The following is a 26,502-nucleotide window of genomic DNA, read 5'->3' on the forward strand; positions in this document are numbered from 1 at the left end:
GGTCTTGCGGCCGTGACGGGTGAGCGTGCATATATCGGGATCGGATCCAATCTGGGCGACCGGATTAGGTGCTGCCAGGAGGCGATCAGGGCCACGTCGGAGATTGCAGGGGTCACGGTGATACGGGTCTCATCGTTCTATGAGACCGCGCCGATGCCTCCAGCCTCTGGTGACTGGTTTGTTAACGGAGTGATTTCGGTACAGACGCAGCTAAAACCGGAAGCGTTGCTGCTCGAGTTGCGGCGGATCGAACGGAGCATGGGTCGCGCGACGGAGCGAGCGCGAGGTAGCGATCGGAGCATCGACCTCGACCTGTTGCTTGTGGGTTCACAGATCGTAGAACAGCCCGATCTTACACTTCCCCATCCGCGGCTGCATCAACGGCGTTTTGTTCTGGCTCCACTCTGCGAACTTGATCCAGATTTTCGCCACCCGGTCTTTGGCGTCACAATGCGGCAGTTGCTCGAACGTCTCAACGATACGTCGCTCGTCAGGCTGTTGGCGCCGGCGGCAAGGCATACAGGGCCTGGGGAGAATAGCTAGGTGGCAGATCGCGCGTCCAAGCCTCGTTACATCGTGGTCGAAGGCCCTATCGGCGTCGGTAAGACGAGCCTGGCCGAATTGCTGGCGGAGCGGCTGCAGGCCAGAAAGTCACTGGAAGATCCTGACGAGAACCCATTTATCGCTCAATTCTATACCGACATGCGTCGGTACGCCTTTCAGGCCCAACTCTATTTCCTGCTGAACAGGTTCCGCCAACAGCAGGAACTTGTCCAGTTCGACCTCTTCAAGCAGTCCCTGGTGAGTGACTATCTATTTGCCAAGGATAAGATCTTCGCGTATCTGACGCTTGACGACAACGAGTTAGCCCTCTACGAGCGATTGCAGCCGCTTCTTGAGACGCGCGTCGTCAAGCCTGACCTCGTCCTGTATCTGCAGGCCAGCACTGATGTCCTGGTCCGGAGAATTCAGTCACGGGCGAGGGCTTCCGAGCGGGAACTGGGACAGGCCTACCTGGAGGACGTAAACGCAGCCTACAACCATTTTTTCTTCCACTACTCAGCGACGCCGCTGCTGGTTGTTAATACCGATGAGATTGACTTCGTCAAACACAAAGAGGATTTTGAAGACCTGGTCAAACAGGTCGAAGCGGTGCGGGCTGGCACCCACTACTATGTGTCGCTTGGATCCCGTAAGTAGGGACCGATTGCAACTACTCAGATATTTAGACTGAAGGCTGAAGGTTGAAGGTTCTAAATTATCTCGCAAGGCACGAATCGAGCCATCCAAGACCTTTTCGGAGTTTTGTATGATTACGCATGACTTACCACTAAAAGCCTTCAGCCTTCAGCCTATCTACCTGAGTAGTTACGACCGATCATGACTAGTCAGACGGTCAGGACGGTCACCCTGCAGGAGATGAAGCGAAAAGGGCGAAAGATTACTATGCTGACGGCGTATGACTACCCGATGGCCCTGCTTGTGGATCGCGCCGGGATCGATCTGATTCTGGTAGGTGACTCCGGGGGGATGACCGTTCTGGGGTACGAGACCACAATTCCGGTTACCATGGACGAGATGCTCATGATGACCAAGGCGGTCACTCGCGCTGTGAAGCGATCCATGGTGATTGCTGACATGCCGTTCATGTCGTACGAGGCTGAACCAGCAGAGGCGGTCAGAAACGCCGGGCGGTTCGTGAAGGAGGGTCTGGCTCACGCCGTCAAGGTCGAGCGCGGCTGGCCCTCCCTCCCATGCGTGAGAGCGATCGTGGACGCGGGGATTCCGGTTATGGGGCACGTCGGGCTTACCCCACAAACGGCCGTACTGCAGGAAGGCTTGAAGGTTCAGGGGCGAGGGCGCGACGACGCACGCCGCATCCTTGAGGATGCCATGGCGCTTGAAAAGGCGGGAGCTTTTGCGATCGTGCTTGAGGCGATTCCCGGCGTACTCGCCCGGGTGATCACTAAGCGGTTGACTATTCCCACCATCGGGATCGGTGCCGGTCCAGATTGCGATGGTCAGGTTCTGGTCATCCATGACCTGCTTGGGCTCTTCGATCGTTTCGTTCCGAAGTTCACGAAGCAGTACGCTGATCTCGCCAAGGTGATCAGCGATGCGGTGAGCCGCTTCCGGGAAGAGGTGATCGAATGCCGATTTCCTGATGCCGCACACACATACTCGATCGACCAGGAGACCGAGAGAGCGCTGCTGGATCTGTGAGAGGTACGAGGTCTCTGGGAGAATGTAGGGGCGCTGCTTGCTGAGCCCGCACGAAGTAAAACCTGTGTGGGGGCAAGGTTCCGGGAGACTGAAAGAGTGAGGGGGCGCAGTGCAGAATATTCATGAGCCGTCTGCGATCGGCCGCCGATGTGAGTCGCTTCGGCGCGAAGGGAAGACCATTGGACTCGTACCCACGATGGGCGCCTTTCACGAGGGGCACCTGTCGCTCATGCGGAGAGCGCGCGCAGAAAACGATGTCGTCATCGTAAGCATCTTCGTCAATCCGATCCAGTTCGCGCGGGGCGAGGATTTCGATAGCTATCCGCGGGATCTGCAGGACGATCTGGCCCAGGCGGAGAGGGCAGGGGTTGATCTGGTGTTCACGCCGTCCGCAGAGGCGATCTATCCGGATGGCTTCCAGACGTACGTCGACGTGACCGAGATCACCGATGGGTTGTGCGGCGCTTCCCGTCCTGGGCACTTTCGTGGCGTGACGACGATCGTCACGAAGCTGTTCAATCTTGTCAGGCCGCACCGGGCCTATTTCGGGCAGAAGGACTACCAGCAATCGGCGGTGGTTCGGCGCCTGGTGGACGACCTCAATTTGGACCTCGAGATCGTCCTCTTACCGACGATCCGGGAGGCTGACGGCCTCGCGATGAGTTCCCGAAACGTTCGGTTGACGCCTGAGGAGCGACAGGCGGCATGTGTCCTCTATGCGTCCCTCAGGCTCACGGAAGAGCGGGTCGAGGCAGGAGAGCGGAACACCAAGCTTCTACTCGATGAGATGCGAACCATGATCGAGACTGAGCCGCTAGCGCGGATCGATTATGTAGCCCTCTGTGATCCTGAGACACTGAAGCCGCTCGATCAAATCGAAGGCCCCATGCTGGCCGCTATCGCCGTGCGATTCGGTGAGACGCGTCTCATCGACAATCTCCTGATTACGCTTCCCTGACGGTTGTCCTGCCCGCCCGCCAGCCTTTAGCTATCAGCCGTCGGATTTCGGCAACACACCCAAAGGATTCCGCATCACAACTACCTGCTTTCTGGTGATCTCCAGGTCCAGAACCTGCTCTTCCGCACTTGTCTAGCAAGCGGCTGAAAACCGACCGCTGAAAGCTGCATCTTGCCTGCATATTTCTCTTGACAGGGCCAACGCGCTTCACTATTGTATGCGACATGGTGGGATGAAGTGGGATATAGTGGTATAAAGCGCCATAGAAAAGCGGTGTGAGCCCATGTTTCGCGGAAGCTTCGAACACGCCATTGACGACAAAGGGCGGCTCAGCATCCCGGCCAGATATCGCGAGATTCTCAAGCGACGACGAGAGCGTGAGCTTGTCCTGGTCGATCTCCTCTTTGACGCCTGCATCGCAGCCTACCCGATCAAAACCTGGCAGCAGATCGAGCAGAATCTCCTGAGTAAGGGAAACTCGGATAAAAAGTTCCGGGAATACGCTCGCCTCATCTCGGCCCGTGCGGTCGAGTCGACTGTTGACAGCCAGGGGCGAATTCTGATTCCTCCGCAACTCAGAGAAAAGGCGGATCTGCGCCGGGATGTAGTGATTGTTGGGGTATTGGACAAGATCGAAATCTGGAATAGAGATCGCTGGGCGTCCTTTTGCGCGCAGGAGCGGGACCCTGAGGATTACGCGAGCAAGCTGGCGGAACTCGGGATCCGGGTATAGGTGCAAAGGCCTGCCCCCGCGGGTGCGGGGGGTTCGGGGTACAGGGTGCAGGGTATGGGGGCTGGCGTGGCCATTGGGGAACTGCACGTCCCGGTCTTACTTACTGAGACGTTGGATGCCCTGCGGCCGCATGCTGGTGGTCGCTACCTGGATGCGACCGTGGGATTGGGAGGACACGCGGAAGCCCTCCTGATCGAGAGTGCGCCGACTGGTCATCTATACGGGCTTGATCGTGATGCCGAGACCTTGGTCTTGGCCAAGGAGCGCCTCAGGCAGTTCGGAGATCGAGTCGAGTTGTTCCAGGGTGACTTCGCCATGCTGGGTGCCATCGCCGCCGAGAATGGATGGGGCCCTTTCGATGGCATCTTGTTTGATCTGGGCTTTTCATCCTTTCAACTTGACGATGCCTCCAGAGGATTCAGCTTCATGAGGGACGGGCCACTGGATATGCGGATGGATCGTCATGGAGATGGGATATCAGCGGCAGAGCTGCTGGCCAAGCTCTCGGAGCGCGAAATCGAGAGGGTCCTGCAGGACTACAGCGAGGAGCGTTGGGCGAGGCGGATAGCGGCGCGGATCGTCCAAGACCGGCGGGAGCAGCCACTGACCTCCACCGCTCAACTCGCGCGTCTGGTGGCTGCGGCGGTACCAAGGCGTGCCTGGCCGCGCCGGATCCATGTCGCGACACGAACCTTCCAGGCGTTACGTATTGCCGTGAACGATGAGTTGGCCGGGCTTCGCCGTGGCCTGCAGGATGCCATCGGGCTGCTCGCTACTGGAGGAAGGATCTGTATCATCAGTTTTCATTCGCTCGAGGATCGGATTGTGAAGGAAACGTTTCGGGGGTGGGCGCGTTCGGATCCGCCGCGCGTCCATCTTCTAACCAAACGGCCGGTTATCGCAACGGAGCGGGAGATTGAAGTCAATCTTCGTGCCCGCAGCGCAAAGCTTCGGGCTGCGGAACGGTGCTAGAGGAGGGGATGAGGTGAGAGAGCAAGGTATCGCCGCGTTGACGTCGGTTGGACGAGATCGGGTGGGCAGTTTACTGAAACCGCGGGTTGATCAGATTCGAGGGTTCGATCAGCTCCCGTCGCTGCTGTTAGGTAGTCTCGTCCTTTTCGGGGTCCTGTGTTACGTGTGGCAGCCTATTCAGGTAGTTCGACTCGGGTACCAGGTAGAAGGCCTCGCGGGGGAGCGCGCTGACCTCATTCGACAGCAGAAAGAGCTGCGTCTTGAGGTCGCCAGGCTCAAGTCGCTCCGCCGCGTGGAGGAGATCGCCCGCGGTCAGCTTGGACTCATTAGCCCTAAGCCAGGTCAAGTGATCGTACTCGAGTAGTCTTTGGAAGATGTGGTATGCCGATGCAGCGTCGTACTCGCGAGAGATCGTCCAAAAAAGGAGAGGCCACGCCCGCGCCAGCGAAGCTCGGCCGGTTACGGCGTCGCGTGATCGTGCTGTTCTGCTCGCTTGCTGCAGCCCTCACGATCATTTCCGGCCGGCTCTTTTCTCTCCAGGTGTATCAATACGCGGATCTCGTAGAGGCCGCCAAGCGGCAGTCCTCGGACCGGATTTCATCGGTCTCCAGGCGCGGAACGATTTACGATCGTAATGGTCGGGATCTGGCCATTAGCATTGGGGCTTCCTCAATTGGCGCTCGGCCGTCCCAAGTGGTGAACCCGAAACGTGCCGCCGCAGCCCTGTCTGCCGCGCTCAGCCTACCTGCCGAGAAGATCCTTGAGCGACTCCAAACGGAGAAGCCGTTTGTCTGGATCAAGCGATCAGTCTCCACGGAGGAAGCGCAGGCTGTTGCGCGTCTCATGCTGAAGGGGATCGAATCTGACACGGAGAGTAAGCGATTTTATCCAAAACAGCAACAGGCGGCCCACCTGTTGGGGTTTGTAGGGACAGACGATCGCGGGCTGGAAGGACTTGAGCTGCAGTACGATACCTACCTGGCCGGTAAGCGTAAGTGGCTTGCACAACAACAGGATGCCAGGCGTCGACCGATCTTCAGAGAGGAAGCAGGTGAGGCGCAGGGTTCAGATCTACACCTGACGATTGATGAGGTGGTCCAGTATATCACTGAGCGGGAGCTGGAAGCCGCGGTGACCAAATCCGGCGCCCTCAGTGGCAGTGCCATTGTGATGGATCCTTTCAGCGGCGAAATCCTAGCACTTGCCAACTACCCCACGTTTGATCCCAATGCGTATACTGAGGCGGTGGCTTTCGCTCGCCGGAATCGGGCGGTGGTGGATTACTATGCGCCGGGGTCGGCCTTTAAGGCCATCGTGGGCGCCGGCGCCCTGGAGGAGAAACTCGTGCGACCCGAAGATCAGTTCGACGGAGATGGAGGCGCCATCACGGTGGGCGGGGTCACCATTCGGGATCATGAACGGTTTGGGATCATGACATTTTCTGAGGTACTGGCTCACTCGAGCAATGTGGGGGCTATCAAGGTCGGCATGCGGCTGGGCAAGAGCCTCTACTACAATTACATCAGCGGATTCGGATTTGGAAATCTCACCAATATCGATCTGCCAGGAGAAACGCCAGGCTTGGTCCGGCGTCCGAAGGAGTGGTCGGCCCTCTCGCTCGCCTCGCTCTCCATTGGGATGGAGATCTCCGTGAGTCCCCTGCAAATGCTGGTGGCGATGAGCGCGATTGCGAACGGTGGCATCCTGGTTCGTCCCTACGTGGCGAAGTCAATCGTCGCGGCGGATGGCAAAGTTATCGTCGAGAACGCGCCCGTGCAGGTCAGGCGAGTGATCTCGGAAGCCACATCGAGAACCCTCGCGACTGTCCTCAAAGGGGTGGTAACGGAAGGGACGGGAAAGGAAGCGGCCGTAGAGGGATTCGATGTAGCAGGGAAGACCGGGACCTCTCAGAAGCTGGAACCAGCCACCGGTCGTTACTCTCAGCATAAGGTGGTGGCGTCATTTGTCGGGTTTGTCCCGGTCGAGCAACCTCGGCTGGCTATCATCGTGATCATCGACGATCCGAGCACGCTCCGTTGGGGTGGATCGATTGCAGCGCCGACGTTCCGGGAGATCGCTCGTGATTCCCTGAAACATCTCGGGATTACTCCGGGCACCCGAGAGCGGCTCCGGGTGGCAGAAGGGATTCGCAGTGCAACTTTTCGCCTTAATTGAGGGGACCGAGTACCAGGTTCTCCACGGGTCTGTCGATGTAGAGGTCCATGATGTCCGATACGATTCCAGACATGTGAGACCCGGGGATCTATTCGTGTGCATCAGTGGGTTCAGGCGGGATGGCCACGACTTCCTCCAAGCCGCATGGGCCGCGGGTGCCGTTGCAGCCCTGGTGGAGCGAAGCGACCTGCCGGAGGGTGCACTACGGGGTGGGACGGTGGTAAGGGTAGCCAATGCCCGGCAGAGCCTTGCCATGGTCGCGTGTCGATTCTATGGTCATCCCTCGCATAAGCTCGCCATGGTGGGGGTGACAGGGACTAACGGCAAGACGACCACCACCTACCTGATCGAGTCGGTGCTGCGACGCGCAGGACATCAGGTCGGGCTGATCGGGACTATCGGGTATCGCTGCAACGGGGTAGAGATAGAGGCGGCGCGGACGACACCGGAGTCCTACGATCTGCAAGCGCTTCTCAATCGGATGGCGCATCTGGGCACTGACAGCGTCGTCATGGAGGTCTCGTCCCACGCCCTGGCCCTGCATCGCGTTGATGACTGCGAGTTTGACGTGGCCGTGTTCACGAATCTGACACAGGACCACCTGGACTTTCATGGCACCATGGAGGCGTACCGAAGCGCAAAGCTTTCTCTGTTTGAGGGGCTAGGTGTCGGGTCAACGAAAGCGACGGAAAAGGCGGCGGTCATCAATATGGATGATCCGGCTGCTGACCTCTTTCTCGGGGCGACGCGTGTGAGACGCTACACCTACAGCGTGCAACGGCCGGCGGACCTGTCGGCCACCGATATCGATATGGGACCGGATGGAGTTCGGTGCCAACTGCACACCCCGTGGGGGACGACGGCGATTCACTCTCCGTTACTGGGGGGCTATAACCTGTCCAACATCCTGGCAGCCGCTGCTACAGGGTTACATCTCGGCGTGGATCTGTCAGCGGTGGCAGACGGGATTGCCGCACTCCACCACGTCCCGGGTCGGTGTGAGCGAGTAGAGGGGGGACAGGAGTTCAGGGTGATCGTCGATTATGCGCACACCCCTGACGCCCTGCGACGCGTCCTTCATATGGCACGGCAGTGCTGTCCGGGACGCCTGATTGTCCTGTTCGGGTGCGGGGGAGATCGAGATCGGGGGAAGCGTCAAATTATGGGAGAAGCGGCTCTGCAGTTAGCCGACTTTACTGTGATCACCTCCGACAATCCCCGCAGTGAGGACCCTCATCAGATCATCGAGGAGGTCGAGGCTGGGGCGAAAAAGGTATGGGGTCAGGGAAAGGGCTATGTTACAATTTTAGACCGGGCAATGGCCATTCGTGAGGCTCTCTCGCTGGCGGGACAAGGTGACATGGTGGTGATCGCGGGGAAAGGGCATGAGGCCTATCAGATTCTTCACGATCGCACGATTCCCTTTGATGACCGACAGGTGGTCAGAGAGGCGCTTCGCGAGCTGGGGTTCAACCGTGAAGACAGGGTATAGGGTGAAGGGTATTTGGTGGTGGTGTGCTGATACGTGTCGGTGACCTGGACACCCATTTTACCGTGTGGGGAGAGGGGAGGCCGATAGTTCTCCTTCATGGGTGGGGTACCTCAGCCGAGTCCCTGGGTACAGTCGCCAAGGCTCTGGAGGATCGATTTCGGGTGTACGCCCTCGATCTACCTGGTTTTGGCTGGACGCCATCGGCTGCTACGGTGTGGGGGACATGGGAGTATGCCTCCTATGTCGAGGCATTTATGGATCGCCTCAACATCTCGGTGGCCAGTCTGGTCGGCCATTCATTTGGAGGCCGAATCGCGCTGGCCCTGGCTGCCAAGTGGCCCGATAGGGTCAAGAGTCTTGTTTTGGTGGCCAGCGCAGGGATCCGCCCGAGACGAGGGCCTCTGTTCCGCATGAAGGTTGGAGCCGCGAAGCTGGCGAAGCAGGTGTTTTCGCTGCCTATGTGGGGTAGGCTGGGCGAGCGAGTGATTGCCGAACTCTATCAGCGGATGGGGTCGCGGGACTATCGGAACGCCGGAGCACTACGCGCTACGCTGGTCAAGGTCGTGAGCGAAGACCTCCGGGGGATCTTGTCGTCTGTTCGTACGCCTACACTGATTATCTGGGGAGACCGGGATCAGGAGGTGCCGTTCTCCTCGATGGAGATTATGGCGCGCGGGATACAGGGCTCGCGGTTGGAGGTGTTCGAAGGGGCCGGCCATTTCCCGTTTGTTGACAGCCCGGACCGTTTTGGCCGGTTGGTAAGGGAGTTCTTGTGCCAGGACAGCCAGTGATGCGGTCGGGTGTGGTACTTGGACCTTCACTCGCAGGCCGGGCCGTCACTGGTCTTTTGCCATATATGGCGGTCGTTATAATGCGCCATCTGGATCTGATATACCTTGCCCAGCTGGAGCGTTACAACAGTGCGCGCCTGCGTGGTTGGATCGCCAGGCACTGGGGCCTGGTTCTGAACGGCCGAGGGGCCCTCGTTCAGGTGGCGGTCTTAGGGGCCGGAATTCTCCTTGCGTTGTTACCTCTCCCTGTTTTTCCCGGCTTAAGGCATGCCGGGACAGGCACGTTTTACATTATCTGGCTGGCCGCCGGTATGTGGCTGAGATCCCGGTGGTCCTCGCTGCAGGTCAGTCAGCAACTGCAGTGGACATCTCGAACGGTACGCTTAGTAGCAGTCACGTTCCTCCTTGCGGTGGTGGCCATGCTTGTAACCTCCGGGTTGACTGTACTCTTACTGTCCAGACTCATGGTGGCCCCTCTCGCCCTCCTTGTCGGTATAGGCTTGGCTACCGGCCTGCTTGTGATGTCCGAGATTGCGGCGGGCACGGTCCTCGTGGCAAACCTGAGCCTCGCTCCACTGGAGCAGGCGGTCAATCAACGCTTCTATGCGCAGGCTAAAGTGCGCATGCGTCAGTATCCCGGGGAGGTCGTCGGGATCACTGGAAGCTATGGAAAGACGACGACGAAGTTCATCGCCGCGACGTTGCTTCAGAAGCGCTACTCGGTCTTTAAGACGCCTGACGGGGTCAACTCCACCATGGGTATCGTTCGGGTTGTCCGCGAGGCGCTTCGGGACGATCACCAGTTTTTCGTCGTCGAGGTGGCGGCCTACGGCCCCGGCGAGATCAAGGAGGTGTGCGAGATCCTGCGGCCCCGGATCGGTATCCTCACGGCGGTTGGGGTCCAGCACCTCGAGCGGTTCGGCACGCCGGAACGGATCGCCGAGGCGAAGTATGAGCTGATCGATTCGCTTCCACCGGATGGCTTAGCGATCGTGAACGCTGACGATCCAGGCGCTCTGCGATTGGCCGAACGCGCGAGGCGGGAAGGTCGACGCGTGATCTTGTACGGGGTCGGTGATGACGAACGGGATCTGGACGTTCGGGGGAAAGACGTCAAGCTCTCCAGCCATGGCTCGGCCTTTCGCGTGGAGACCGGGTATGGCGCGGCCATGTTCGAGACCAAGCTGCTCGGGGGCTGGAACATTGCCAATATCCTGGGGGCGACGGCTGCTGCCTTAGAGTGCGGTGTACCCCTGGAGGAGATTGCCGACGGGGTGAAGTCTCTTACGCCGGCGCCCAAGCGCCTGGAGCTTCGCGAAGAGGGTGGGGTCATCAAGCTGATCGATGTGGCCAACGCCAATCCGCTTGGGGCCCAGATGGCCCTGGAGGTCCTCAGCCAGTTTAAGGGGGGCTCGAAGATCCTGATCACGCCGGGCTTGGTGGAGTTAGGCCAGATCGAGGCGGAGGAGAACCGCCGGTTTGGCCGAGCTGCCGCTGCGGTCTGCGATTACGTCCTGTTGGTCGGGCCACAGCAGACACTACCGCTGCGTGAAGGGCTTCGCGAGGGTGGGTTTGCCGATAGCCGGATCCTGGTGGCCCGGCACAGCGGTGAAGTGACTGACCACCTCAAGGCGATCGTCCGAGAGGGCGATGTCCTGCTGTACGAGAATCGACTGCCTGATACGTACCTGGAGCTCGCATGAGTGGCGCCGCCAGACGCATAGGGCTGATCTTCGGAAGTCGCTCGGTGGAACGAGAGATTTCGATCATGACCGCCAGTAAGATCTATGAGGTCCTGCTCTCATTGCAGGACCAGTTCGAGACGCTGCCGATCTTTATTACGGCAGAGGGCACATGGCTTACCGGCGAGGCGGTTCGGGATCTGTTGACGGTCGATGCCGAGATACGAAAGCTGGCGGAACGAAGCGTTGTGGCGGGAACGGCTGAGCGATCGAAGCTCGACGCGGAAAAGCTGCGGTTGAATCGGGATCGATACATACCCCTGCTTGACAACCTGGACCGGGGCCAGAGCGCGACGGGGGTTGATCCGCTCTTTCTGGCGCCGGACCCATCGGTCGGCACGTTGGTGCCGCAGCAGGAGCGAAAAGGCTGGCTTCGCAAACAGCTCCACCCCACAATCGACGTCGCCTTCCCGGTCATTCATGGGACGCATGGCGAGGATGGAACGATTCAGGGTCTGTGTGAATTGGCCGATCTGCCGTATGTGGGGGCTGGGGTCACCGCCTCGGCCATAGGAATGGATAAGATTATCTCCAAGCTCATCTTTCAGGGCGCAGGCCTTCCTGTTGTTGAGGGGGTCGGTATCACCAGACGCGAGCTGTTGGAGGATGAGGCGGCCGTTGCGAAGGGGATTGAGCGCAGGTTGAGCTACCCGGTGGTAGTCAAGCCTGCCGTGGCCGGTTCCAGCGTTGGCATAGGTATGGCTCATAATGCGGGCGAAGCGCTGAGCTTGGCGAAGCTCGCAATGCGCTTCAGCTCCCGCGTGCTGATAGAGCGGGCTGTTGAACAGCGGATCGAGGTGCAATGCGGCGTCCTGGGCAATCACGCGTTGACCGTCTCGGAATGTGAAGAGATCATCAACTCGGGCGAGGTTGTGGGCTACCGCGACAAGTACCCGGAGGACACACAGCCGGGAAGCGCGGATCTCGCGCCGAGCATCATTCCCGCCAGGATTCCAAAGACCCTTGCAGACGAGATACGCTCCATGGCAGCAGCAGCCTTTAAGGCGATCGACTCGCGCGGGATCTCCCGGGTCGATTTTCTTATCGACTCGGCCGCGATGAAGCCGTACGTCAATGAGGTCAATACCATGCCGGGGTCGCTTTCCTTTACCCTCTGGGAGGGAAGCGGGGTGAAGCCTGCGGAGCTTGTTATTCGTCTGGTGGAATTGGCGCTTGAGGCCCATCGAGAAAAGCGCTCAACCCATTTCAAATCGACAGAGGGCAGGGCGTTGGTGGATCGGCGGCATCTGGTGACGCCGGGCAAATAGGAGCAGGGTATAGGGTAAAGGGTGTAGGGTCTAGGGGAGGATCGAGACGTGGAACTCCTAAACCCTCTAATGAGGTTTTATGCTGTATCACCTGCTTTTCCCATTGCATCAAAGCTACGCTGTCTTAAACGTCTTCCGGTACGTGACCTTCCGTACGGCCGGGGCCATCCTGACCGCGCTGCTGATCAGTTTGCTGTTGGGACCTGCGCTGATCCGCAAGCTTCAGGAGTTGCAGATCGGTCAAAGCATCAGGGACGACGGGCCAGCGGGGCATCTGCAGAAGGCCGGGACGCCTACGATGGGTGGGCTCCTGATCCTGGCCTCTGTGCTCATCGCCACGCTGCTCTGGGCGAATCTGACCAACCGGTTCGTCTGGCTTGCCCTGTTTTGCACGGTCTGGATGGGGGCGGTGGGGTTCATCGACGACTACCTGAAGGTGGTGTCCAAGAATAGCAAGGGACTCTCGGTCAGAACAAAACTGTTGTGGCAGGTGATTCCCAGCCTACTCATTGGACTCTTCCTGTACATCAACCCGGTTGATCCATTTACGACGAAGCTGACTATCCCCTTTCTCAAGGACTGGATGCCCGATCTGGGCTGGGGCTATGTCCTGTTCGTGGCGCTGGTCATTGTTGGCACATCTAATGCGGTGAATCTGACCGACGGCCTCGATGGATTGGCTATCGGCCCGATCTTGATGACCGCTGCGGCGTATACGGTCCTGGCGTACATTGCAGGGCATGCCAGCATCGCTCACTACCTGCAGGTGATCTTTGTGAGAGGGAGCTCTGAGCTCACCGTTTTTGGCGGTGCCATCGTCGGGGCCAGCCTGGGATTCCTCTGGTACAACGCGTACCCCGCGCAGCTCTTTATGGGCGACACCGGCTCTTTGGCGCTTGGGGCCGCCTTGGCTACGCTCGCTGTTCTGGTCAAGAGCGAGTTGCTCCTGCTCATCGTCGGGGGGGTATTCGTGGCAGAGGCCATCTCGGTGATCATGCAGGTCTTCTCCTACCGGACTACCGGCCGACGAGTTTTCAGGATGGCGCCCCTCCATCACCACTACGAGCTGAACGGGATGGCGGAGCCGAAGATCATTGTCCGGTTCTGGATCGTCTCCTTTATCCTTGCCCTGCTCTCGCTCACCACGTTGAAGTTGAGGTGAAGGCGTTGAGAAAGGTTTCGAGCTTCGAGTTTCGAGTTTCGAGTGCCACATGTCAGGTTTCACGTTACGAGTTTGGCTTACTCGAAACCTGGAACCCGGAACCCGGAACTGCATGGTGGTAACCATGCTGGATCTGGCCGGTAAACGGGTGGTGGTCGTTGGGTTGGCGCGATCCGGGGAGGCGGCCTGCCGCCTATTGCTCAAACAGGGCGCCACGGTCATCGGCACCGACCGCAGGGGTAAGCGTGAGATCGGCGCTGACCTCTGCAGCCTGGAGCAGGACGGGGTCAGTCTTGAGCTGGGCGAGCAGTACCTGCACTCCTTGCTCTCGGCCGATCTCGTCGTGGTAAGTCCGGGGATCGATCTGCGTGAGCCGCTGTTTCAGCGGGTTCGTGAGGTGGGCATCCCGCTCATCGGTGAGGTCGAACTGGCCTACCGGTACAGTGAAGCCACATTCATCGGGATCACCGGGACCAACGGTAAGAGCACCACCACGACCCTTCTCGGCGCAATTCTGAAGCACGCCGGCATGCCTTCGCATGTGGCCGGCAACATCGGTACCCCCCTCTGCCGAGTGGCGCCTTCCCTCGCGGCGGGTGAGTGTGTGGTCGTGGAGCTATCGAGCTTTCAATTGGAAACGATCGAAGAGTTCAGGCCGCGCGTGGCGTTACTGCTGAATCTCGCTCCTGATCATCTTGATCGCTACGATCAGGTCGAAGACTATTACCAGGCCAAGGCTCGCATCTTCGAGAATCAACGGCCGTCCGACTTTGCCGTCATCAATGCGGACGATCCGCTGGTTCTTCAGGTGTCAGCACGGGCCCGAGGACGGAGGATCGCATTCAGCCGGACCAGGCCGCTCGATACAGGGGCGTATGTTGAAGGCGATCAGCTCATGCTGGCCCTTGACGGGAGGCGAGAGGCCATCTGCCGGGTGTCCGAACTCCAGATCCAGGGGGTACATAACCTGGAGAACGCCCTGGCTGCCGGCCTCGCGGCGGCGGTAGCCGGCGCCCCCACAACAGCGATCCGGATAGCGCTCACCAGTTTCGAAGGGCTGGAACATCGTCTGGAGTTTGTCGCGGAGATCGACGGCGTTCGCTACGTCAACGACTCCAAAGGGACCAATGTTGGGGCGGTTGTCCGATCGCTGGAGAGTTTTACGAACCCCGTTGTGCTCATCGCCGGCGGCAGGGACAAGCATGGCGATTTCGCGCCGCTCATCCCCCTGGTCCGCGAGCGGGTCAAGCGGCTGATCCTGATCGGTGAAGCCGCTGAGACGCTGCGGCGAACGCTGGCCCCCGCGTGTCCGACGGAGGATGCGTCCAGTCTCGAGGAGGCCGTTCGGCGCGCCGCAGCCGCCGCATCACCAGGAGAGGTTGTGCTGCTTTCGCCGGCTTGCGCCAGCTTCGATATGTTTACTGATTTCGAAGAGCGAGGACGCGTGTTCAAGGCGGCGGTACGGGAGCTTCTGCCCCCCGCTTACAGTATACCAGGGCAAGCATGATCGCTAAGCGCCCCTCCTACGATAGGCTGCTATACGGTGTCTCGCTGGTGCTGGTCTTGATTGGTATCGTCATGGTCTATAGCGCGAGCGCCATCAAGGCCCAGGATAAATACGGCGATCCATTCTTTTTCCTGAAGAAGCAGATCCTCTGGGCCGTGATCGGGATCGCGGTCATGGTCTGGGCCATGTACCGCGACTACCGGACATTTCAGCGGTATGCGCCCCTGTTGTTCTTAGTCTCGCTGTGCCTTCTCTCCCTGGTGCTGATCCCGTCAATCGGGGTCAAGGTCAACAGCGCACAGCGGTGGCTCCGGCTGTTCGGGGTCTCCTTTCAACCTTCCGAGCTTGCCAGGCTCTCCATCGTTCTACTCATGGCCAGGATCCTCGCCAGAAGCGCCGATCGGGAGGAGAACTTCACCAAACGCTTCCTCAAACCGCTGAGCCTTGCCGGACTCGTTTGCGGCCTGATTGTGTTTCAGCCCCACATTGGGATGGCGGCGGTCCTGATGTGTGCAGTCTTGGCGCTGTGTTTTGTGGCAGGCGTCCGTCTCAGTCACCTGAGCATTATTGTTCTCGTGGTCGTGACGCTTGCCTCCATGTTCGTCATGGCGCAGCCGTATGCCAGAACGCGAGTGATGACGCTGTTGGACCCTAATCACGCCTCATCCCAAGCAGCGCATCAGATCCACCAGTCAATCACCGCATCGGGATCGGGGGGACTTCTGGGGCGGGGGCTCGGCGACAGCTTTGGGAAACTGGGTTATCTGCCCGAGTCCCACACCGAGTTCATCTTTGCCGTCGTCGGGGAGGAGACAGGTTTCGTGGGGGCTCTGCTGGTGGTCTTCCTCTTCGGTATTATCCTGTGGCGCGGGACCCGGATCGCACTCCGGGCGCCTGATCTGTTCGGCGCCTATGTGGCGATGGGAATTACCTTTAGCATCGTTACACAGGCCGTCATCAACTTTGGGGTGGTTGTCGGACTGCTACCCATTACGGGTTTGCCTTTGCCGTTGGTCAGCTTCGGTGGCACATCCCTGATCACCACCTGTTTAGGTATCGGGATCCTGCTCAGCATCTCCCGTTACCAGGCGGCGAGAGGACGACTCGCGTGAAGGCCATCATTACAGGAGGTGGGACTGGCGGTCACCTCTTTCCTGCCATTGCGTTAGCCGAGGAGCTCAGGTCAAGAAGGACAGACGTGTCGCTCCTATTTGTTGGCGTCGAGGGAGGAATTGAGGCATCTTTGCTGGCTACGAGAGGTTGGGACTTCGAAGGGATCAGGGCTTCCGGCCTACAGGGCAAGCGCCTCCTGTCGCGGCTTAGGAGCCTCACGCTGATCCCCTCAGGCCTCATCCGGGCTCTATCGATCCTTAGACGGTTCCGTCCCGATGTTGTGGTTGGGTTTGGTGGCTACGCCTCGGCTGCCATGGTACTGTCGGGAGTGCTTGCGAGGGTCCCGACCGTGATCCATGAACAGAACGCCTTGCCAGGGCTTGCCAATCGATGGTTGGGGAGGATCGTTGATAGCGTCGCGGTTGCCTTCGAAGAGGCATCTGATTTTTTCCCCAAGAGTAAGGTGCGGGTGACCGGTAATCCAGTCCGAGCGGAGCTCTTCGGCGTGAGCAGGGCAGAGGCAGCGACCCGCTTGGGTCTCGATCCAAATCGATTCACCCTTCTGATCTTCGGTGGCAGCCAGGGGGCTCACCGGCTGAACCAGGCGGTTATGGAGGCGCTCCCTAAGCTTACAGACGAGCGAGAGCGGATCCAGTTCATCCATGCCACGGGTCCGCGCGACCTTTCTCTTGTCCGGCAAGGGTATGACGCTCTTGGATATTCCGCGGCGGTAGAGCCGTTCTTTCAGGCGATGGCCGTGGCGTATGCCATCGCCGACCTCTGTTTCTGTCGGGCCGGCGCCGGCACGGTGGCAGAGCTCTGCGCCCTGGGGAAGCCGTCGGTACTCGTTCCGTTCCCCTTTGCTGCTAACGATCACCAGCGCTACAATGCTGAAGCGCTGGTCGCCTCCGGCGGAGCCCGGATGGTGCTGGACCACGATCTAAGTGGTGCCACGGTAGCCGAGATCATACGGACGTTTCTTCGCGACAGAGAGGGACTTGAGGTCATGGCACACAGGGCGAAGAGCTTAGAGAAGCCGGACGCGGCGATCCGCTTAGCCGATCTCGTGACGCTGACTGCGTGCCAGGCGCCAGGCGCCAAGTTCTACGTCGGGTTCCAGGTTTCACATGCCAGGTTCCACGTTGGAGATCCGAAACCCAAAACTCGAAACCCAAAACTCGAAACTGGAAACTGCAGCGATGTTTAAGAAGATCCGGCACATCCACTTCGTAGGGATTGGGGGAGTCGGGATGAGCGGGATTGCCGAAGTTCTCTACAATCTTGGCTATCAGGTTAGCGGCTCCGACCTGAAGGTGTCAGAGCATGCCCTTCGTCTCCGGGAGTTGGGTGTGACCGTACAGATCGGCCACGATCCCGCCCATGTAATGGATGCCGACGTCGTGGTCCGCTCCTCGGCGGTCTCTCCAGAGAATCCCGAGATTGTCGCGGCGAAGGTCCATGCTATCCCGGTCATTCAGCGGGCTGAGATGCTGGCCGAGCTGATGCGGATGAAGAAGTATGGCGTGGCCGTTGCCGGCACCCATGGGAAGACCACGACAACCTCCATGGTGGCCACGGTCCTGGCCAAGGCTGGCCTTGACCCTACCGTGGTCATCGGGGGCAAGCTGGATGCGCTTGGCAGCAATGCGAAGCTCGGGCAGGGCGAGTTCATGGTCGCGGAGGCCGATGAGAGCGACGGCTCTTTTCTCAAGCTGGCTCCCACCATCGCTGTGGTGACCACCATCGACGCCGAGCACCTCGATTACTACCGCGACCTGCAACAGATCAAGGAGACGTTCCTCGAATTCATCAATAAAGTCCCCTTCTACGGCTCCGCTATTCTGTGTCTCGATCAAGAAGAGATCCGAGACCTGTTGCCCAGGGTGCAGAAACGCATTGTCTCGTATGCCTGTAACGCGCGGGCTGATTTGACGGCAGAGGGGGTCTCGCTCACCGGACTCAGCTCCATCTTCAAGGTGAGGTTCAGGGGAGAGCCTCTGGGGGAGGTGCAACTCAGGGTTCCCGGGTTGCACAATGTGTCGAATGCGTTGGCAGCGATAGCAGTAGGCCTCGAGCTGGAGATCGAATTTGCCGAGATCCGGACGGCGCTCGGGGAGTTCTCCGGTGTCGCTCGGCGCTTCCAGGTGAGGGGGAGTCCTCAGGACATCATGGTGGTGGACGACTACGCCCATCACCCGGCAGAGATCCAGGCCACGCTACAGGCGGCCAGGGCTGGATTTGAGCGGCGACTGATCGCCGTCTTCCAGCCGCATCGTTATACCAGGACCTTCAGGCTCCTCCCCGAGTTTGCTTCCGCTTTCGATCTGGCCGATCAGGTGATCATCACCGAGATCTACCCGGCGGGAGAGGCGCCGATTGTCGGCGTCTCCGGCAGACAGCTTGCGGACGTGATTGCCAGCCGGAGAGGGCCAAAGGTCCTGTACGTGGAACGCAAGGAGGAGATCCCGGATCGGGTCGTTGATCTGGCCCGTCCTGGCGACCTGGTCATCACTATGGGCGCGGGAGACATCTGGAAGGCCAGCGAGCAGATTGTCGGCCGACTGCAAGAAAGGGTATAGGGTAGAGGGTGGAGGGTATAGGGTTTAGGAAAAGCACTGATGCTGAGGTTTATACCCTACACCCTAAACCCTATACCCTAACTATGAGGGTACAGGAGATGGCGGCGGGGCAGCTCAAGTTGTCGGAACGGCTTCGAGGCGTGATCAAGGGAACGATCCTCACTGAAGAGCCGCTCTCCCTGCACACCTACTTCCGGATCGGCGGCCCAGCCGAGGCGATGGTCTACCCTGCTGGCCTTGAAGATCTGAAAGCCTTACTCAAGGTGGCGCGGGACGAGGCGATTCCTCTCCTGATCCTCGGTGGTGGAAGTAACGTGCTGGTGTTAGATGGAGGGGTCAGGGGTCTGGTCATCAACCTCTCACGAACCTTCCTGGAGCTTGAGGTCTCCGGCGAACAGATCAGGTGTGGGGCCAGTGTGCGGACAAGCCGTCTGCTGGCCTTCTCTGCAATGAGCAGCTTGACCGGTCTCGAAGGGCTGTCAGGTGTGCCGGGAACCGTCGGAGGGGCGATCAAGGGGAATGCCGGGACGCCATTAGGCGCCATCGTCGATCATCTTGACTGGATTCGCCTTGTGGACGGCTTAGGCGAGGAGCAACATCTTACGCGGGAGGAGCTCGGCCCGGTTTACAGACACTGTACCATTCCGGCAGGTTCAGCGATCGTTGAGGCCTGTTTCACGCTTCGGAGGGGAAGGGCGGCAGAGATCAGGGGGACGATCTCGACGTTGCTGGCGAGGAGGAATCTGACGCAACCTGTGGAGGTCAGGTCCGCCGGTTGTTTCTTCAAGAACCCTCCGGGGGACTTCGCGGGGCGTCTGGTAGAGCAGGCGGGGCTAAAGGGACTGCGGCGAGGAGGAGCCCAGATCTCTGAGAAACACGGTAACTTTATCGTGAATCTCGGCGGGGCTACGGCGGCAGATGTGTTATGGCTAATCGAGCGAGCCAGAGCCCTAGTGATGGTCAAGACAGGAGTGGAGCTTGAACTGGAGATCCAGGTCGTCGGATCGCCCACCGCGAGTTGATGAGGGTGTTGGATTTCGCCCAAATCGGCGCTTCCTGAGATTGGTACCGGCGAGATCAGGATGGTGGCGGAAGGACGTGACTCGCAAGGGCCGAAGGATTGATTCGCGCCTCAGGTGGGGTGCGAACGCAACCATCCTCTCTGTGCTGCTGGTCGTGCTTGGATGGCTGGTTTGGCAGCAGGTTCCACGCACTACGCCCATGCGCTATTTTCTGATTAGCGATCTCATCGTTGAAGGAAACAGACAAGTGCCTACAGCGGCGATTATCGATAGCTTGGCCCTGCCCGCCCATGCTGGCATCCTCCAGGTCGATTTGAAGGAGGTGGCGGCGGCCATTCTACGCAATCCCTGGATCAAAACGGCCAGGGTGAGCAGACGTCTTCCAGCAACCCTACTGGTTCACGTGTCGGAGCGCGCGCCATCCGCAGTTGTGGCGGTAGATCGTCCCTACCTCGTCAGTGAGGATGGGCTCATCCTGCAGGAGGCTTCACCCGCGGAGATGTCCGACCTCCCGATGTTGAAGCTCCACGCCGATCACCCACTCGAGACGGGGGGGCGGATCGATCCCGCTCGCATCGAACAGGGGATTTATCTATGGCAGCGGTTTCATCAGGGCGCCTTAGGACCGGATGTGCAGGTGAGAGAGATTCAATTGGAGGGCGATGGGAGCTACACCGTTTTACTGGACCACGGGTTGCCATACCTGCGTTTCGGAGAGAAGGATGGCTTGCAGCAGCAGTTGGATCGGTTGGCGCGGGCGCTTGAGATGCGCGGGACCACCCTGCGCGAGTTGGAATATGTCGATCTCAGATTCTCCGATAAGGTCATCGTGAAGCCGCTTCCGAAGGAGGGCGCATGACCCGAAGGGGCGAGCTCGTGATAGGGCTCGACATCGGCACGACCAAGATCTGCGTCATCGTCGCTGAAGTGACGGAGAACGGGGTCGAAATCGTCGGATGCGGGATCAGTCCATCGCGGGGCCTGAAGAAGGGCATCGTCGTCAACATCGATGTGACCGTTGAGTCGATCAAGCAAGCAGTCGAGGCAGCGGAGGCGATGGCAGGAGTCGCCCTGGATTCCGCATTTGTGGGGATCGCCGGAGGCCACATCAAGGGGATTAATAGCCGGGGGGTCATCGCTATCTCCGGTAAGAACCAGGAGATCACTCAGAGCGATGTGGATCGGGTCATTGAGGCGGCCAAGGCCATCACGCTGCCTGCCGATCGCCGAGTGATCCACGTCATCCCGCAAGAGTTCATTATCGACGATCAGGGGGGGGTGAAGGAACCGGTTGGAATGAGCGGATCTCGGCTCGAGGCCGAGATCCATATCGTGACGGGAGCCGTCGCCTCGGCAGAAAATATCATCAAGTGCGCGACCAGGGCTGGGCTGGAGGTGCGGGATATCGTGTTGCAGCCGCTGGCCTCCAGTGAAGCGACGCTGACCGCAGATGAAAAAGAGTTGGGAGTGATCCTGATAGATATCGGCGGCGGGACCACTGATATCGCTGTCTTCGTGGATGGGAGCATCCGCCACACTGCGGTGCTGCCGCTGGGCGGCGACCATCTGACCCATGACATTGCCATTGGACTCAGGACCCCTCCCCAGTGTGCCGAGCAGATCAAGCGCCAGTACGGTTGCGCCCTGGCCTCTCTCGTGGTGGGTGAGGATGCGGTGGAGGTCCCGAGCGTTGGCGGCCGTAAGCCTCGTCTGCTCTCGCGGCAGATGTTGTGCGAGATCGTTCAGCCAAGAATGGTGGAGATCCTCACATATGCAAGTCAGGAAGTGAAACGAGCCGGGCTGATGCAACAGATAGCCGCCGGGGTTGTGGTCACTGGTGGATCCTCGGCGATGACGGGTGTGCCGGAGCTAGCCGAACAGATCTTCGACCTGCCGGTGCGGCTGGGGATACCGTCTGGCGTTGGCGGCTTGAAGGAAGTGGTAAGCTCACCGATGCATGCAACCGGCGTGGGCCTGGTGCTGTACGGCGCGGCGCATCTTAACCAGCATCGGTTTAGCAGGCCATCAGAACAAAGCCTGGTGGACAAGATCATCAAGCGGATGAGGCAGTGGTTTAGCGATTTTCTGTAAGTTCCAACATCCAATAACCGCTTTCGGGGGGAGGTGGAAATGCCATTTGCGCTGGAGATCGATGCCGAGCACGCGGCCAAGATCAAGGTGATCGGAGTTGGGGGCGGGGGATCCAATGCGGTAAATCGGATGTCGACATCGAATTTTACCGGGGTTGATTTCTTTATAGTCAACACTGACACGCAAGCGCTCAGGATGTCTTCCGTGGGCGCCAAGCTTCAGATCGGCGCCAACGTCACTGGGGGTCGTGGAGCAGGGGCGAATCCGGAGATCGGGCGACAAGCGGCGCTTGAGGATACCGACAAGATCCGAGCCCTCTTGGAAGGCGCTGACATGGTGTTTATCACCGCTGGTATGGGTGGCGGGACAGGAACCGGCGCCGCGCCTATCATCGCGAATCTCGCCAAAGAGTTGGGCATCCTGACAGTTGGGGTAGTGACCAAGCCATTCGGCTTCGAGGGCAAGACCAGAGAGGTTCAAGCAGCCCGGGGACTTGCTGCGCTGTGCGAGAGCGTCGATGCCTTGATCACTATCCCGAACCAGCGGCTGCTACAGGTGGTGGAGCGACAGACCTCGCTGACCGATGCTTTTAAGATTGCCGACGATGTATTGCGCCAGGCGGTGCAAGGGATTGCAGACCTCATTGTGGTGCCGGGTCTGATCAACCTGGACTTTGCCGATGTCAAGACCATTATGGCGCAGCGTGGGATTGCGATGATGGGCATCGGAGTTGCGTCAGGGGAGAGCGCAGCCTCCGAAGCTGCCGCAAGAGCTATTAACAGCCCGCTCCTGGAAAATATTTCAATCGATGGCGCCAGGGGCGTCCTCATTAACATCACCGGCGGTCCGACGCTCTCATTGTACGAGGTGAACGAGGCCAGCTCTACGATCTCTATGGCGGCCCATCAAGATGCTAACATCATTTTCGGAGCGGTGATCGACGAATCGCTCAACGATGAAGTCTGTGTGACGGTGATTGCCACCGGGTTCGAGGCCACTACCGCGGTGAGAGAGGATGGGTCCTCAAATATGGTCGAAATGAAGATGTACGCATCCAGAGCAGCGGAGCGTGGAGGTTTCCTTAGGAAGCGCGGGGCGGTTGGGCATGAGACCTCCGATGATCAATTTAATCTCCGCGATCTGGAGCTCAGACCCCAGGACCTTAATGAGGACGAGCTGGACATCCCGACCTTTTTGCGGCGCCAAGCCGATTAACCATTCCCGGAAAAGCTCTTCCTCGATGCGAGCCATGGAAGGGAGGATGCGTCAATGAGGCGACTTAGCATACTGTTCAGGCTACTTCTATGTTCAGGCAGTTTGACGGTGACCTGTCCACACTGCTTGTTGCCGATCGGCGGATCGGAGAATGTCTGTCCGAACTGTCGTCGGCTGTTACGGTTTGAGGGGATTGCGGAGCTCCGGGCGAATAGCCATCCGGATCACGCCTTACGGCGGTGCGCGTAGGGGCGGGGGTGAAGAAGGGTAAGCTTGGCGGAACGGGTGAGAGATCGGGTTGAGCAGGTAAGGCGTCGGATGGCCGAGGCGGCCCGCCGCGCCGGTCGGGACCCTGATGAGGTGGAGCTGGTTGCCGTCACCAAGACCGTGTCGGTTCCCCTTATCCGAGAGGCGGTTGATGCTGGTGCGATACTGCTGGGCGAGAATAGGGTTCAAGAGGCTTCGGAGAAGATTGCCCTCCTGAGCTCGCTCCCGGTCACATGGCATCTGATCGGTCATTTACAGACGAATAAGAGTCGCTCTGCTGCCGAGATGTTTGATCTGATCCATTCGCTCGACTCTTTGAGGCTTGCTGCCGCTCTGGACCGGCAGGGGGCATCTTTACGGAAGCAGGTACGGGTTCTCGTAGAGGTAAACCTGGAGGGAGAGCCCAGTAAGTCCGGCATCATTGAAACTGACCTCTTGCCTTTGCTCCAAGCCTGCCGGCAGTTTACGCATCTGGCTGTCGAAGGCCTGATGGCGATCCCACCATTCCGCAGGAATCCTCAGGAAGTCCGTCCTTTCTTTCGGAAGCTCCGGTGGTTACGAGATCAGGCGGCTAAGGCCTGCCCCGACTATCCTCTCCGCCACCTCTCAATGGGGATGAGCCACGATTACGAGATCGCCATCGAAGAGGGAGCAACGCTGGTACGAGTCGGTACGGCGATCTTTGAGGAAAGGCCCGTAATTTAAGGCTCGTAAATTGTCGTTGACCATGAGCATGTCTCATCCGCCTGCTTCGCTCTGCGAGAGGACATAGCAGGCGCCCTAGGACATATTAGGAGGAGAGATGGGTCAGATTCCTGCCGAATACCTGCCTCCGATAGATCTCTGGCCGCAGCGCATCTACGCGCTCCCGGAATTCGTACACCTCCCTCAGCGGTTCAATAGCACCGAGGAGTTGCTGGATAAGACAGTTGTCGCAGGGAACGGCGACCGAGTGGCCCTCTACTTCGAGGACAAGCAGATCCCGTACAAGGCGCTGCTGGATCAGGTCAATAGGCTAGGGAGTGCGCTCAGGCGGCTGGGGATCGAGGAGACGGACCGGGTGGTATTGCGCCTGCCGAACATCCCACCGGCAATCGTGGCAAACTTTGCGGTCCTGAAGATCGGTGCGGTGATCGTCCCGACCTCCGTCCTCTTTTCCAGGGCCGAAATCGCGCACATCTGCAACAGCACGCAGGCCAAGGCGATCATCGTTGCCGCCACACTGCTGGAGGAGTTCGAGCAGGCGCGGCCCCTGCTTCACACTGTCAGGCATGTCATTGTCGTCGGTGGAGCGCAGGAGGAGATCGAGCGGAAGGGCTATCTGGCATATCAGGCACTGCTTGATGGGGGCGATCCGACGTGCGATCCGGTGCGGCGTGATCGGTTGGATGTTTCGGTCATCCTCTTCACCTCCGGAACGACGGGGCCGCCGAAGGGGACGGTCCACTTCATGGAAGAGGCGCTGATCGTCCCTGACAGCTTCGGCAAATACTGCTGGCGCGTAACTGAAGAGGACGTGCTCCTCAGTCCGGCTCCACTGGCAATGGCGGCCGGTTACTCCGTCGCGACTGCCATCCCGTATCGATTCGTGGCAGCCCTCTCCTTGTTACCGCGCTTTACGCCGGAGGCGGCGTTCGAGACGATCCAGAACCACAAGGTCACCATCCTCTCGGCCCTCCCAACCGCCTATCGCAAGATGCTTCAGGTGCCGGATGCCCGGACGCGCTACAACCTCAGTTCGCTCAAGTTGTGCACGGGCGGCGGCGAGTCCTTGACCGCTCAGACCTACTTTGACTGGAAGGCGAAGTTCGGCATCGAGATCTTCGAGGGACTCGGCACCACCGAGATGATGTTCGTATTCGTCAGCTCGGCTGGGCCGAGAAAGGTCAAGCCGGGATCGATCGGCCCCGCCGTTCCGGGCTACGAACTCAGGGTGGTCAACGAAGAGGGGAGGGACTGCCGGCCTGGCGAACCCGGCGAGTTGCTGGCCAGAGGTCCAACGGGGACCGTCTACTGGCGCGATCCAGAAGCGCAACGGCGCGCCGTGACGGAAGGTTGGTGCCGCGCCGGGGATATGGTGACCGTGGACGAAGATGGCTATATCTCGTTCCTCACCCGCGAGGATGACCTGATCAAGAGTTCCGGGTACCGGATCGGCCCTGAAGAGATCGAGGATGTCCTGCTGACCCACGCGGCCGTGGCTGACGTAGGCGTGGTCGGTCTGCCTGACCCGGTCATGGGGCAGCGAACGAAGGCGTTTGTTGCGCTCAAAGCCGGTCAGCAGCCTTCCGAAGGGCTCAAGGCGGAGTTGATCGAGTTCTGCACGGGGAAGCTTGCCGTGTACAAGCTGCCGCGTGAGGTAGAGTTCCTGGATCGGATGCCGCGTGCCACCGGCCCCGGCGGCCCTGGCACCGGCAAGTTGCTCCGGCGGCTCCTCCGTCAGCGAGAGCAGGACAAACCGAAGGCAGAGTAGTGTCCCGAGTCAGGTATTCGCACATCAAGGCTGACCAGTATTTGTCGACTGGGAAGTGTTCGAAAACTGTTTGACAAGTAGCGGGCAAGCAAAGAGAACCCGCTCTGTCTTCAGAAATTCCGTGACCGTAATAGACTGGTCAGTATACGCATAGTTAGCCGGAACTACGAGAATGGCCATTACACCCGACCGAAACTCATCCCACCTTGCAGGTGAGTACTTCGTAGCTGCGGAGCTCTATCGGCGCGGATACTCAGTTGCGATGACCTTGGGTAATGCGAAGGCCATCGACCTGTTCGCTGAGCACGATGGCCGCACAGTGAATGTGCAAGTCAAGGCAATCGCGCGCCGGAAGAACGTCGGCTGGCCCATCATGCAGGACAGGGTAGTACCGGGAGTGATGTACGTGTTCGTGTGCTTGAACGAACCGCCTGATGCTCCGACGTACTTCATCGCCACCGCCGAGGAAGCGAGGTTGAAGGTCAAGCAGTACTCAACCCGAGGCATCATTGACCTCACTACCCTTCGCAACGAACAGTTCCTTGGACGCTGGGACAAGATCGAGGCGGCTCTGGCGCCCGCCATCGTCCGAGCGACGGACAGATCCCGGCGCGCGTCCGGCTAACAAACAATGGAGCCGGCACGCCTGTTGTCTCGTGCAATCATATCGCTGATGTGCGCGGCTCATTCGTAGCCCAACAACACAGCGAGCATGTCGC

The 26,502-nt window shown here is 59.5% G+C and carries 24 protein-coding genes; all 24 read left to right on the top strand.

Annotated elements, in window-relative coordinates; all coding sequences use genetic code 11:
- The first annotated feature begins 12 nt into the window (after positions 1-12).
- The 24 genes from folK (at position 13) to CLG94_RS05260 (ending at position 26,408) form a co-directional block, all read left to right on the top strand.
- Complete coding sequence (folK, locus tag CLG94_RS05145; protein WP_107561782.1) at positions 13-543, top strand: 2-amino-4-hydroxy-6-hydroxymethyldihydropteridine diphosphokinase; 531 nt, start codon at positions 13-15, stop codon at positions 541-543.
- A complete protein-coding gene (locus CLG94_RS05150; RefSeq protein ID WP_107561783.1) occupies positions 544-1,200 on the top strand; it encodes a deoxynucleoside kinase in 657 nt (218 codons plus the stop codon).
- A 180-nt stretch (positions 1,201-1,380) separates the two neighbouring features.
- On the top strand, positions 1,381-2,223 hold the full coding sequence (gene panB, locus CLG94_RS05155) for a 3-methyl-2-oxobutanoate hydroxymethyltransferase (RefSeq protein WP_107561784.1): 843 nt from the start codon (positions 1,381-1,383) through the stop codon (positions 2,221-2,223).
- A 109-nt stretch (positions 2,224-2,332) separates the two neighbouring features.
- Positions 2,333-3,181 carry a pantoate--beta-alanine ligase gene (gene panC, locus CLG94_RS05160; RefSeq protein WP_107561785.1) on the top strand — a complete coding sequence of 283 codons (849 nt, stop codon included), beginning with the start codon at positions 2,333-2,335 and terminating at the stop codon, positions 3,179-3,181.
- 283 nt (positions 3,182-3,464) lie between these two features.
- On the top strand, positions 3,465-3,914 hold the full coding sequence (gene mraZ, locus CLG94_RS05165) for a division/cell wall cluster transcriptional repressor MraZ (protein ID WP_107561786.1): 450 nt from the start codon (positions 3,465-3,467) through the stop codon (positions 3,912-3,914).
- A gap of 54 nt (positions 3,915-3,968) precedes the next feature.
- A complete protein-coding gene (gene rsmH / locus CLG94_RS05170) occupies positions 3,969-4,886 on the top strand; it encodes a 16S rRNA (cytosine(1402)-N(4))-methyltransferase RsmH (protein WP_107561787.1) in 918 nt (305 codons plus the stop codon).
- A 13-nt stretch (positions 4,887-4,899) separates the two neighbouring features.
- Entirely contained in the window at positions 4,900-5,250 is a 351-nt protein-coding gene (locus CLG94_RS05175) for an FtsB/FtsL family cell division protein (RefSeq protein ID WP_161954030.1), read from the top strand.
- A 23-nt stretch (positions 5,251-5,273) separates the two neighbouring features.
- Entirely contained in the window at positions 5,274-7,061 is a 1,788-nt protein-coding gene (locus CLG94_RS05180; RefSeq protein WP_161954031.1) for a peptidoglycan D,D-transpeptidase FtsI family protein, read from the top strand.
- Entirely contained in the window at positions 7,039-8,553 is a 1,515-nt protein-coding gene (locus tag CLG94_RS05185) for a UDP-N-acetylmuramoyl-L-alanyl-D-glutamate--2,6-diaminopimelate ligase (protein ID WP_161954032.1), read from the top strand. The genes CLG94_RS05180 and CLG94_RS05185 overlap by 23 nt, the downstream gene beginning before the upstream one ends.
- A 23-nt stretch (positions 8,554-8,576) precedes the next feature.
- Positions 8,577-9,344 carry an alpha/beta fold hydrolase gene (locus CLG94_RS05190; RefSeq protein WP_107561790.1) on the top strand — a complete coding sequence of 256 codons (768 nt, stop codon included), beginning with the start codon at positions 8,577-8,579 and terminating at the stop codon, positions 9,342-9,344.
- Positions 9,345-9,424: 80 nt separating this feature from the next.
- Positions 9,425-11,047, top strand: coding sequence for a Mur ligase family protein (locus tag CLG94_RS05195; RefSeq protein ID WP_161954033.1), 1,623 nt, complete (start codon positions 9,425-9,427; stop codon positions 11,045-11,047).
- Positions 11,044-12,354: a D-alanine--D-alanine ligase family protein gene (locus tag CLG94_RS05200; RefSeq protein ID WP_107561792.1), complete on the top strand. Its 1,311-nt coding sequence runs from the start codon at positions 11,044-11,046 to the stop codon at positions 12,352-12,354. Before CLG94_RS05195 ends, CLG94_RS05200 begins: the two co-directional genes overlap by 4 nt.
- 79 nt (positions 12,355-12,433) lie before the next feature.
- On the top strand, positions 12,434-13,516 hold the full coding sequence (mraY, locus tag CLG94_RS05205) for a phospho-N-acetylmuramoyl-pentapeptide-transferase (RefSeq protein ID WP_107561793.1): 1,083 nt from the start codon (positions 12,434-12,436) through the stop codon (positions 13,514-13,516).
- A gap of 112 nt (positions 13,517-13,628) precedes the next feature.
- Complete coding sequence (gene murD, locus CLG94_RS05210) at positions 13,629-15,023, top strand: UDP-N-acetylmuramoyl-L-alanine--D-glutamate ligase (protein ID WP_161954034.1); 1,395 nt, start codon at positions 13,629-13,631, stop codon at positions 15,021-15,023.
- Positions 15,020-16,135: a putative lipid II flippase FtsW gene (gene ftsW, locus CLG94_RS05215; protein WP_107561795.1), complete on the top strand. Its 1,116-nt coding sequence runs from the start codon at positions 15,020-15,022 to the stop codon at positions 16,133-16,135. Before murD ends, ftsW begins: the two co-directional genes overlap by 4 nt.
- Positions 16,132-17,343, top strand: a complete 1,212-nt coding sequence (murG, locus tag CLG94_RS05220; protein ID WP_161954035.1) for an undecaprenyldiphospho-muramoylpentapeptide beta-N-acetylglucosaminyltransferase — start codon at positions 16,132-16,134, stop codon at positions 17,341-17,343. The genes ftsW and murG overlap by 4 nt, the downstream gene beginning before the upstream one ends.
- Positions 17,336-18,715, top strand: coding sequence for a UDP-N-acetylmuramate--L-alanine ligase (murC, locus tag CLG94_RS05225; protein WP_107561797.1), 1,380 nt, complete (start codon positions 17,336-17,338; stop codon positions 18,713-18,715). Before murG ends, murC begins: the two co-directional genes overlap by 8 nt.
- 98 nt (positions 18,716-18,813) lie before the next feature.
- Entirely contained in the window at positions 18,814-19,737 is a 924-nt protein-coding gene (gene murB / locus CLG94_RS05230; RefSeq protein WP_107561798.1) for a UDP-N-acetylmuramate dehydrogenase, read from the top strand.
- A gap of 76 nt (positions 19,738-19,813) precedes the next feature.
- A complete protein-coding gene (locus tag CLG94_RS05235; RefSeq protein ID WP_107561799.1) occupies positions 19,814-20,596 on the top strand; it encodes a cell division protein FtsQ/DivIB in 783 nt (260 codons plus the stop codon).
- Positions 20,593-21,828 carry a cell division protein FtsA gene (ftsA, locus tag CLG94_RS05240; RefSeq protein WP_107561800.1) on the top strand — a complete coding sequence of 412 codons (1,236 nt, stop codon included), beginning with the start codon at positions 20,593-20,595 and terminating at the stop codon, positions 21,826-21,828. Before CLG94_RS05235 ends, ftsA begins: the two co-directional genes overlap by 4 nt.
- A gap of 39 nt (positions 21,829-21,867) precedes the next feature.
- Positions 21,868-23,043 (top strand): cell division protein FtsZ, encoded by a 1,176-nt coding sequence (ftsZ, locus tag CLG94_RS05245; RefSeq protein ID WP_107561801.1) that lies wholly within the window; start codon positions 21,868-21,870, stop codon positions 23,041-23,043.
- 273 nt (positions 23,044-23,316) lie between these two features.
- Complete coding sequence (locus tag CLG94_RS05250) at positions 23,317-24,015, top strand: YggS family pyridoxal phosphate-dependent enzyme (protein ID WP_107561802.1); 699 nt, start codon at positions 23,317-23,319, stop codon at positions 24,013-24,015.
- 97 nt (positions 24,016-24,112) lie between these two features.
- The gene (locus CLG94_RS05255; RefSeq protein ID WP_107561803.1) at positions 24,113-25,783 is read left to right on the top strand and encodes an acetate--CoA ligase; all 1,671 of its coding nucleotides are present in this window, start codon (positions 24,113-24,115) and stop codon (positions 25,781-25,783) included.
- Positions 25,784-25,955: 172 nt separating this feature from the next.
- Positions 25,956-26,408 (top strand): PDDEXK-like family protein, encoded by a 453-nt coding sequence (locus CLG94_RS05260; protein WP_107561804.1) that lies wholly within the window; start codon positions 25,956-25,958, stop codon positions 26,406-26,408.
- The last annotated feature ends 94 nt before the right edge of the window (positions 26,409-26,502 follow it).

This window comes from Candidatus Methylomirabilis limnetica, from assembly GCF_003044035.1.
In the GTDB taxonomy this organism is placed as follows: Bacteria; Methylomirabilota; Methylomirabilia; order Methylomirabilales; family Methylomirabilaceae; genus Methylomirabilis; species Methylomirabilis limnetica.